At 69.6% G+C, this 9,058-nt stretch carries 7 protein-coding genes; 3 read left to right on the top strand and 4 right to left on the bottom strand.

Features of this window, described 5'->3' with window-relative positions; all coding sequences use genetic code 11:
* Window positions 1-83: 83 nt before the first annotated feature.
* The 4 genes from ABT367_RS29580 to ABT367_RS29565 form a co-directional block, all read right to left on the bottom strand.
* Complete coding sequence (locus tag ABT367_RS29580) at window positions 84-1,739, bottom strand: hypothetical protein (RefSeq protein WP_352256326.1); 1,656 nt, start codon at window positions 1,737-1,739, stop codon at window positions 84-86.
* Window positions 1,740-1,841: 102 nt separating this feature from the next.
* Window positions 1,842-3,998, bottom strand: a complete 2,157-nt coding sequence (locus ABT367_RS29575) for a hypothetical protein (RefSeq protein WP_352256325.1) — start codon at window positions 3,996-3,998, stop codon at window positions 1,842-1,844.
* Window positions 3,995-4,828 carry a hypothetical protein gene (locus ABT367_RS29570; protein WP_352256324.1) on the bottom strand — a complete coding sequence of 278 codons (834 nt, stop codon included), beginning with the start codon at window positions 4,826-4,828 and terminating at the stop codon, window positions 3,995-3,997. Before ABT367_RS29570 ends, ABT367_RS29575 begins: the two co-directional genes overlap by 4 nt.
* A 133-nt stretch (window positions 4,829-4,961) precedes the next feature.
* Window positions 4,962-5,666, bottom strand: a complete 705-nt coding sequence (locus ABT367_RS29565) for a Crp/Fnr family transcriptional regulator (protein WP_352256323.1) — start codon at window positions 5,664-5,666, stop codon at window positions 4,962-4,964.
* A 380-nt stretch (window positions 5,667-6,046) separates the two neighbouring features.
* Here ABT367_RS29565 and rpsL point away from each other — a divergent pair, with 380 nt between their 5' ends.
* The 3 genes from rpsL to fusA are packed head-to-tail and all read left to right on the top strand — an operon-like array spanning window position 6,047 to window position 9,057.
* Complete coding sequence (gene rpsL / locus ABT367_RS29560) at window positions 6,047-6,418, top strand: 30S ribosomal protein S12 (RefSeq protein ID WP_003948652.1); 372 nt, start codon at window positions 6,047-6,049, stop codon at window positions 6,416-6,418.
* 2 nt (window positions 6,419-6,420) lie between these two features.
* Window positions 6,421-6,891 (top strand): 30S ribosomal protein S7, encoded by a 471-nt coding sequence (gene rpsG, locus ABT367_RS29555; protein ID WP_003974303.1) that lies wholly within the window; start codon window positions 6,421-6,423, stop codon window positions 6,889-6,891.
* Between the two features lie 39 nt (window positions 6,892-6,930).
* Entirely contained in the window at window positions 6,931-9,057 is a 2,127-nt protein-coding gene (gene fusA / locus ABT367_RS29550; RefSeq protein WP_165332351.1) for an elongation factor G, read from the top strand.
* Window position 9,058: the final 1 nt, after the last annotated feature.

Raw genomic sequence — 9,058 nt, 5'->3', positions numbered from 1 at the left:
GGTCGGGTCGGGTGGACCGCTGGGGCCGGTGCGGGTGGCTGGGTCGCCCGGCGGTACCGGATCCGTCTGCGGGCCGACGGTGGTCACTGCGCGCCACCGTTCTCCGCGCCCGGGGCTTCGTCCGTCGGCGGCGGGACTTCACTCGCCGGCGCCTGGCCATGTACCGCTTCCGCAGCGGGGCCCGGCGCCGAGGGCGCCGGTGCGGCCGGCTGCGGCATGACCGGGACGTTTCCGTACCCGGCAGGGGGCTGCCAGCCCGCGAATCCACCGGCCGCGGTGGGCGGTTGCGGCGGATAGGGGTTGCCTGGAGCGGGCGGGTGCGGATGCTGCCCGGGGGAGGAGGCCTGCGGCGGGATCTGCTGCGCAGATACGGGGGATGCGGCGGGCTGTCCGTCGGGGGTGACGCCCGGCGCAGCGGCAGGGGACCGCTCCGCGCCGAAGGGGGCGCCCGGGACTGCGTCAGCCGGCGGCCCGGCGGCCGCGTTCTGTGCGGGGAAGCCCAGGGCCTGTGCAGCGGGATCCGCCGCTACGGAAGGGCCCGGAGCGGGCTGCACCGGCCCCGCACCCGCACCCGCGCCCGGCTGCCCCACTCCAGCACCCGGCTGCCCTGCCCCAACCCCTGGCTGCCCGGGATACGCAGGCAAGGAGCCGCCGGCCCCCGGCCCGCTCTGGGCCACGCCGGGCAGCCGCTGGTTCAGGATGTCGCTCACGGCGCGCAACGCCAGCTGCTTGGGGCCTTCGAGCTCGTAGCTCTCCGCACCGTTCGCACCGAGCAGCTGGCCGACCAGGTCCATCTGGGCCTGGATCAGGCGGAGTTGGTCCTCCCGCATGCTGTTCATCACCAGCGCCGAGTCCTCGGGGTGCTGCGCCAGATGCAGCGCCCAGGTGTGCACGCCGCCCTGCTCGAGGTGGTACTGGTAGAAGGCGATCTTCTGCGCCTCGATCTGCTGCAGTTCCACCTGTTGGCGGGCCCGCAGCAGGGCCTGTTCGTGCTGCCACTGCTGTTGCTGGAGCGTGAGCTCCTGCTGCTGCCGGCCGTAGTCCATGGCCCGGCCCACCGTCAGGGCGTCCTGCTGCCGCTGCCGCCGGTCCAGCTCGACGTCGTACTCCATGCCGCGCCGCTGCGCCAGGATCTGCTCGGCCGCGTTGTGGTCGATGGCCTGGAGGCGCAGCTGGTGGTCGATGTTCTCCTGGTCGCGGCGGAGCCGGATGGTCCAGGTCACCGTGAGCCCGGCGGAGGCGCCGAGCGGTCCGACGGCAGCCACCGCGCGGAGGATCTCGGCCTCGGCGGCCGCGCTGTCGGCGATGGGGAAGCGGCGGGCGACCGGCCGGGCCGCCTGCTCCAGCTTGCCGAGGACGAGCCGGGGGACGTTGCGGTGACCGCCGGCCACGAACTGTCCGGGCTCGGCGACCTGCCAGGAGAGGTCGACCACCACCGCGAACTGGAACGCGTCGTTGTCACTGGGCAGTTGGAGCTCCGCGCTGACGGGGTGCACGCCCATGTCCACCTCGTACACCGAGGTGTAGCGCTTGGCCGCCGCCTCCGCGCGGGTCGGCCGCACCGGCGGCAGATAGGTGTCGTACGAGCCCTTGGGTGTCGAGAAGACCAGGGCGTGGTCGATCCGGGTGAGGTTCTTTCGGGCGAACTCGAACCGGGACAGCTGCCGCACGGTGATCACGGGGTCGACCAGTTCGCTGTGCCGGTCGGCCGGCTGCTCCCAGTCGGTGGTTGGGGCCATGGCTTCGGGTCTCCTCGCAGGGCACGAGCGGATGGGGTGAGGGAGAGAGGGAGAGAGGGAGAGGGAGAGAGGGGGCGGGCGGGGCGCGGGACGTACCGTCGATCAGGCCCGCGGCAGTACGGTCAGGAGCCGGCCCGCGGCCGGCGGCGGAGGCGCCCCGTCCTCGCCGGGCATCGTGCGCAACAGGTGGTCGAGACGGGCGAGTTCGGGCGCGGTGGTGACCAGGGCCGGCAGCAGGGCCGCGAGCGCCCACTCGGTCGCCTGGTCCCGGTCCGCGGTGAGCACCCAGTTCCGTAGGACCTCGAGGGCCGGCTCGGTGTGGCCCAGGTCGCCGAGCGCCGCACGCCACAGTTCGGCGATGTGCGCCGCCGCCGCGTCCTGCTCCTGGCGGGCGCGTGCGAACAGGTCGAGCACCAGGGGGCGGCCGTACGGCTCGTCGTTCCCGGTGTGCAGACAGGCGCCGAGGAACCCGTTCACGGCCAGGTCGAAGACCGCCCGGTCGTCGCGCAGGGTGCGGACGAGCTCCGCCAGCGCGGTGTGACCGCCGGTCGAGAGGATCAGCAGCTGTACGGAGGCGGCGAGTTCCTCCAGCAGGATCTCGTGCGGCTCCTCGTACCCGGCCTGCCGGCGCGCGGCCGCACGCAGGGCGGCGAGCGCCTGCGCCGGCCGTTCGGGGCCGATCAGACCGTGGGCGCGGATGGCGACCCAGCTCAGCCTCCAGTCGTCACCGGTGCACCAGGAGTCGATGATCCGGGGCACATGCGGCGTGCCCAGATCGTGCGCGAGGGTCAGCGAGAAGGCGGCACTCTGCCGGGGCAGGAAACGGTTGCTGGCCGCCCAGGGCCCGATGACCAGCGCCATGGCGGACGGCAGATCGGTGTACGCGAGCACCGCGACCGTCGCGGCCGCCCGGGTCCGTACGAAAGGACGTCCGTCGGTCGCGAGCCTGCGCAGCCAGGCGACGAGAGCGGGCCGGGCGGAGGGGTGGCCGGTCCAGACCTCGCGCAGGAGCACGAGAGGGGCGCGCTCGTCCTGGAACGCGGCCATCCACTGGGGCACGGGACCCCACTCCGTGTGCTCGTCCTCGCGGTAGCGCTCGGCCCTGGCGAGCTGCAGACGTTTGCCGATGTGGGTGCCGAACACCGGGACGGTGGGCGGCAGATGGGGGTTCTCGGTCTTCTGCAGGAAGCCGTACAGCAGATCGCTGAGCTCCGCGGTCAGTGCGTACGGACCACCGTCGAAGGCGGCAAGGGCGACCAGGAAGGACTTGTCGCGCAGATGCAGCGACGCTTCGGCCTGCTCGAACCACTCCTGGACCTGGCTCTCCAGGGCGGCGAGCGAGAACCGTTCGATGTCCCGGCCCTGCGCCTGTCCGGTCGCGTACCGGGCCAGCTCCCGGGCGTAGGCGGCGGCCTCGCGCAGCTGATGCCCCCGGCCGAGGAACTCCTTCACCGCGGGCAGCGCAAGGAGCGCCGGTACGTCATCGGCGGGGACGAGCGTGCGCAGATGCGCTTCCAGTACGTGGGCGGGCGAAGGTGGCTGCCACTCGACGACCTCGATGTCCTCCAGGGCGGCCCGGGGGTCCACCGTGATCACCAGGTACGCCGCATCCTGCTCGGCCAGCTTGTCCCGGGCGGCCAGCAGATCCGCCTCGCGCAGGGGGCGGTCCTGGCCGGTGATCAGATCGCATACGAGGTGACCGCCGGCGCCCAGCTGCCGGGCCAGCTCACTGGGGTGCACGGAGCGGTCGAGGGCGCGTACGGGGGAGACGCCCAGTTGGTGCAGGAGCATCAGGGCCGCTGTGCGGCGCCCCGAGAAATGCGCCCCGGACAGCACCAGGACCCGCTTCGTCCGCAGGCTTTCGGCCAGCGCCTCGAACGCCGGCCGGTCTGCGACGAAGTGCGAGGCGAGCCGCTCCAGGGTGGCCTCGGGCACCTCGCCGGCGGAGTGCGTGCTGGTGCCGAACTGGTAGTGGACCTCGGTCTTCCCGCCGATCGTGACGTCGCCGACGATCTGGCCCGCGGTGATCCCGTGGTTGTCGCCGTCGACCTGTCCGCCGTCGAACCGGGTCCGGGCACCGAACCGCATGCTCCTCGGTGTGTGGTCCGCCAGATCGCGCCGGGCGGCCCAGGCGTCCTGTACCTGCTCGTCACCGGCCTCGGCGGTCTCCTCGGCGCCGGCGGCGGACTCGGGCCTCTCACCGCCCTCGGAGTCACCGGCCGGCTGCGGGGGCGCGGCCTCGGGCGCCTCGGTGCTCATCGCTCACCCCGCCCGCCGAACGAGATGTTCCCGACGATCTGGCCCGCGGACACACCGTTGTTGTCGCCCCGGATCCGGCCGCCGTCGAAGCGGCTGCCGGCGGCGGGTGCGCTCGCGTCGGTCTGCGCGCCCGCTCGGGTGTCGGCGTCCTTCGCGGTCCCTGGGCCGTCAGCCTCCCGTGCGGTGGCCCGGGCGTCGGCCTGTCCCGGCTCGGAGTCCCGCTCCGCCGCCACGGAGTCCGTCTCGCCCGAGCCCGAGGGCGCCGGCCCGTACAGCCATGCGGCCAGCGGCCCGTTCTTGCTGTCCATCGTGACCTGCGTGAACTCCTCGGCCGCGATGCCCGGGTGGTTGTGCCGCACGATCCCCGCGTACACGGACTCCGAGACGCAGAGCGCGAAGTCGTCGGCCCGCTCCTTGAGCGCGTCCCGGAGCACAGCGGCGTCAAGGAGCCGGCAGGCGTGGTTGAGGTCGGCGCCGACCCAGCCCTCGAGCTCGTCCACCGCGACCCAGCCGGTGGCCAGCACCACGCGTAACCGCATCTGCGCCGAGCTGGACGCCATCCGGTTGACCGCCCGCAACTGGTCCGGGACCTCGCGCAGCAACGTTCGCAGCAGCTCACGCACGGAGACGCCCGCCTCGATGAGCTCCATCACGGAGTCGCCGCGGTCGGCGCGCAGCCGTACGGTCTCATCGACCCCCGCGGCCTCCAGCGTCCGGTCGGCGATCGAGTACAACATGCGGCGCAGATAGGCCTGTTCGACATCGTCGCGGTCGCTGAAGCGCTCGATGTCGAGCAGCAGAATCGTCCGGCTCAGGGGCTCTGTGGTCATGGCGAGCAGCGTCCTGTACGGGGCGCGGGCGCAGGGAGGGCAGATGGCGCACTCGAAGTGTGACCGTGTACACAGAGTTACGACCTGTGCCCGAACGCTTACCGATAGCGCTCAGTTTTCGATCGGTCCCACCTCATCTTCGGCCCACGATCTGACGCAGGATGTCCGGTTGCAGGATCACCAGGGCGCGCCGCCCGGTCGCGACGGCGCGGCGTTCCCGTAACTCCTTCAGGAGCCTTTGCACCATCTCCCGCGAGGCCCCCACCGATCCGGCCAGTTCCTGTTTGCTCAGGGGAATCGCCAGCTCGATGCCCTGGTCCGTGCGTCGCCCGTGCGTGCGCGCGAGATCGAGCAGCAGCGCCGCGAAGCGCTCTCGTACGCTCATCGAGGCGAACTCCAGGCGCCGGTGGTCGGCGGCCCGTGTGCGGTCCGCGGTCAGTCCGAGCAGCCGGAACGACACCTGGGGGAAGTCGCCGAGGAAGTCCTTGAAGCGCTCGTGCTCCAGCGCGACGGCCCGCACGGGCTCCAGCGCGGTCACGGTCGCCGAGCGCGGGCGGCCGGTCAGGGCGGCGGACTCCCCGACGATGTCCCCGGGGCCGCGCAGGGCAAGCAGCGCCTCGTATCCGTTGCTCGCGGCGGCCGTCACCTTGGTCCAGCCGTCCAGGATCAGCAGGACGTGCGACGACGGCTCGTGCTGGCGCACCAGCGGTGACCTCGGCGGGAATTCCAGGGCCTTGCCCAGGGACAGGAGGGCGGCGCGGTCGCTGCGTTCCAGCCTTGCCAGGAAGGGCACCCGGTCGTCGAGCCCGTCTTCACCGAATGGCTGCGTCGCCGTCATGTGCCCCCCTGCACAAGTTGGTGTGATCAAGGTACTGAAAGGCCTTGTGGCGAGGGCTCGCATGGCTGGAACGGCTTGATTTCGCCCGTCGCGGCCGTCACTTTCCGTGAGTGAGAGAGTGCTCGGTGCTGCGAAATCCGCTGTGGCTTGGGCTTGTTTTGACCGGAGTCCGGACGCTAGGTACGCTCAGACCTTGTGCCTGGGGTGTGCCCTGGCTCGTGCGCGTGCCTTCAAAACCGCGGCGAGCGTCACAGCGGCCACTGCAATCTGTGCCTCTCCCTGCTTTACGGCGGGAGTCTGCAGCGTGCGACACACCCGACCGCGTGGGTCGGCGAAGTTCCAGGTTAGCTTTATGACGGCACACAGAAACCGGAGAAGTAGTGCCTACGATCCAGCAGCTGGTCCGTAAGGGCCGGCAGGACAAGGTCGAGAAGAACAAGACGCCCGCGCTCGAGGGTTCGCCCCAGCGTCGCGGCGTCTGCACGCGTGTCTTCACCACCACCCCGAAGAAGCCGAACTCGGCGCTGCGGAAGGTCGCGCGTGTTCGCCTGACCTCCGGCATCGAGGTCACCGCTTACATCCCGGGTGAGGGCCACAACCTGCAGGAGCACTCCATCGTGCTCGTGCGCGGTGGCCGTGTGAAGGACCTGCCGGGTGTTCGCTACAAGATCATCCGCGGTTCCCTGGACACGCAGGGCGTCAAGAACCGTAAGCAGGCTCGCAGCCGCTACGGCGCCAAGAAGGAGAAGTAAGAATGCCTCGTAAGGGCCCCGCCCCGAAGCGCCCGGTCATCATTGACCCGGTCTACGGTTCTCCTCTGGTGACCTCCCTCATCAACAAGGTTCTGCTGAACGGCAAGCGCTCCACCGCCGAGCGCATCGTTTACGGCGCCATGGAGGGTCTGCGTGAGAAGACCGGCAACGACCCGGTCATCACGCTGAAGCGCGCGCTCGAGAACATCAAGCCGACCCTCGAGGTCAAGTCCCGCCGTGTCGGTGGCGCGACCTACCAGGTGCCGATTGAGGTCAAGCCCGGCCGTGCCAACACCCTGGCGCTGCGCTGGCTCGTCGGTTACTCGCGTGCCCGTCGTGAGAAGACCATGACCGAGCGTCTCCTCAACGAGCTCCTCGACGCCTCCAACGGCCTCGGTGCCGCTGTGAAGAAGCGCGAGGACACGCACAAGATGGCCGAGTCCAACAAGGCCTTCGCGCACTACCGCTGGTAGTCGCAACCCACATCGAGACCGAGAGAAGACTGAGCCGATATGGCTACCACTTCGCTTGACCTTGCCAAGGTGCGCAACATCGGCATCATGGCGCACATCGACGCGGGCAAGACGACCACCACCGAGCGGATCCTGTTCTACACCGGCGTTTCGTACAAGATCGGTGAGGTCCACGACGGCGCCGCCACGATGGACTGGATGGAGCAGGAGCAGGAGCGTGGCATCACGATCACGTCTGCTGCCACCACCTGTCACTGGCCGCTCGACAACGTCGACCACACGATCAACATCATCGACACCCCTGGGCACGTCGACTTCACCGTTGAGGTGGAGCGCTCCCTGCGTGTGCTCGATGGCGCCGTGACCGTGTTCGACGGTGTGGCCGGCGTCGAGCCGCAGTCCGAGACTGTCTGGCGTCAGGCGGACCGCTACGGCGTTCCGCGTATCTGCTTCGTCAACAAGCTCGACCGCACCGGTGCCGAGTTCCACCGCTGCGTCGACATGATCGTGGACCGCCTCGGCGCCACCCCGATCGTGATGCAGCTGCCCATCGGTGCCGAGGCCGACTTCCAGGGTGTCGTCGACCTCGTCACGATGAAGGCGTACGTCTGGTCGGCCGAGGCCGCCAAGGGCGAGGCCTACGACACCGTCGACATCCCGGCCACGCACACCGAGGCTGCCGACGAGTGGCGCGGCAAGCTGCTCGAGACCGTCGCCGAGAACGACGAAGAGATCATGGAGCTGTACCTCGAGGGCCAGGAGCCTTCGGTGGAGCAGCTGTACGCCGCGATCCGTCGTATCACCATCGCGTCGGGCAAGGGTGGCGACACCACCGTCACCCCCGTGTTCTGCGGAACCGCGTTCAAGAACAAGGGCGTTCAGCCCCTGCTCGACGCTGTTGTGCGGTACCTGCCCTCCCCCCTGGACGTCGAGGCCATCGAGGGCCACGACGTCAAGGACGCCGAGGTCGTCGTGAAGCGCAAGCCGAACGACGAGGAGCCGCTCGCGGCCCTCGCGTTCAAGATCGCGAGCGACCCGCACCTCGGCAAGCTCACCTTCATCCGGATCTACTCCGGTCGCCTGAACGCCGGCACCGCGGTGCTGAACTCCGTGAAGGGCAAGAAGGAGCGCATCGGCAAGATCTACCGTATGCACGCGAACAAGCGTGAGGAGATCGAGTCGGTGGGCGCCGGTGACATCGTCGCCGTCATGGGCCTCAAGCAGACCACCACCGGTGAGACGCTGTGCGACGAGAAGCAGCCGGTGATCCTGGAGTCCATGGACTTCCCGGCGCCGGTCATCCAGGTCGCCATCGAGCCCAAGTCCAAGGGTGACCAGGAGAAGCTGGGTGTAGCCATCCAGCGTCTCGCGGAGGAGGACCCCTCCTTCCAGGTCCACTCGGACGAGGAGACCGGCCAGACCATCATCGGTGGTATGGGCGAGCTTCACCTCGACGTCCTCGTCGACCGTATGCGTCGCGAGTTCAAGGTCGAGGCGAACGTCGGCAAGCCGCAGGTCGCGTACCGCGAGACGATCCGTAAGGCCGTCGAGCGTCATGACTACACCCACAAGAAGCAGACCGGTGGTACCGGTCAGTTCGCCAAGGTGCAGATCGCGATCGAGCCCATCGAGGGCGGCGACGCCTCGTACGAGTTCGTGAACAAGGTCACCGGTGGCCGTATCCCGCGGGAGTACATCCCGTCGGTGGACGCCGGCGCGCAGGAGGCCATGCAGTTCGGCATCCTGGCCGGTTACGAGATGACGGGCGTTCGCGTCATTCTTCTCGACGGTGGCTTCCACGAGGTCGACTCCTCCGAGCTCGCCTTCAAGATCGCCGGTTCGCAGGCGTTCAAGGAGGCCGCGCGCAAGGCCAGCCCCGTGCTGCTCGAGCCGATGATGTCCGTCGAGGTCACCACGCCCGAGGACTACATGGGTGAAGTCATCGGTGACATCAACTCCCGCCGTGGCCAGATCCAGGCCATGGAGGAGCGCAGCGGCGCTCGCGTCGTGAAGGGCCTCGTGCCGCTTTCGGAGATGTTCGGCTACGTCGGAGACCTCCGCAGCAAGACCTCGGGTCGCGCAAGCTACTCGATGCAGTTCGACTCCTACGCCGAGGTTCCCAGGAACGTCGCCGAGGAGATCATCGCGAAGGCCAAGGGCGAATAAC

The organism is Streptomyces mesophilus, from assembly GCF_040300965.1.
Classification (GTDB): Bacteria; Actinomycetota; Actinomycetes; order Streptomycetales; family Streptomycetaceae; genus Streptomyces; species Streptomyces mesophilus_A.
The sequence above is the reverse complement of the archived record's forward strand: the minus strand, read 5'-3'. Positions and strand labels throughout refer to the sequence as shown.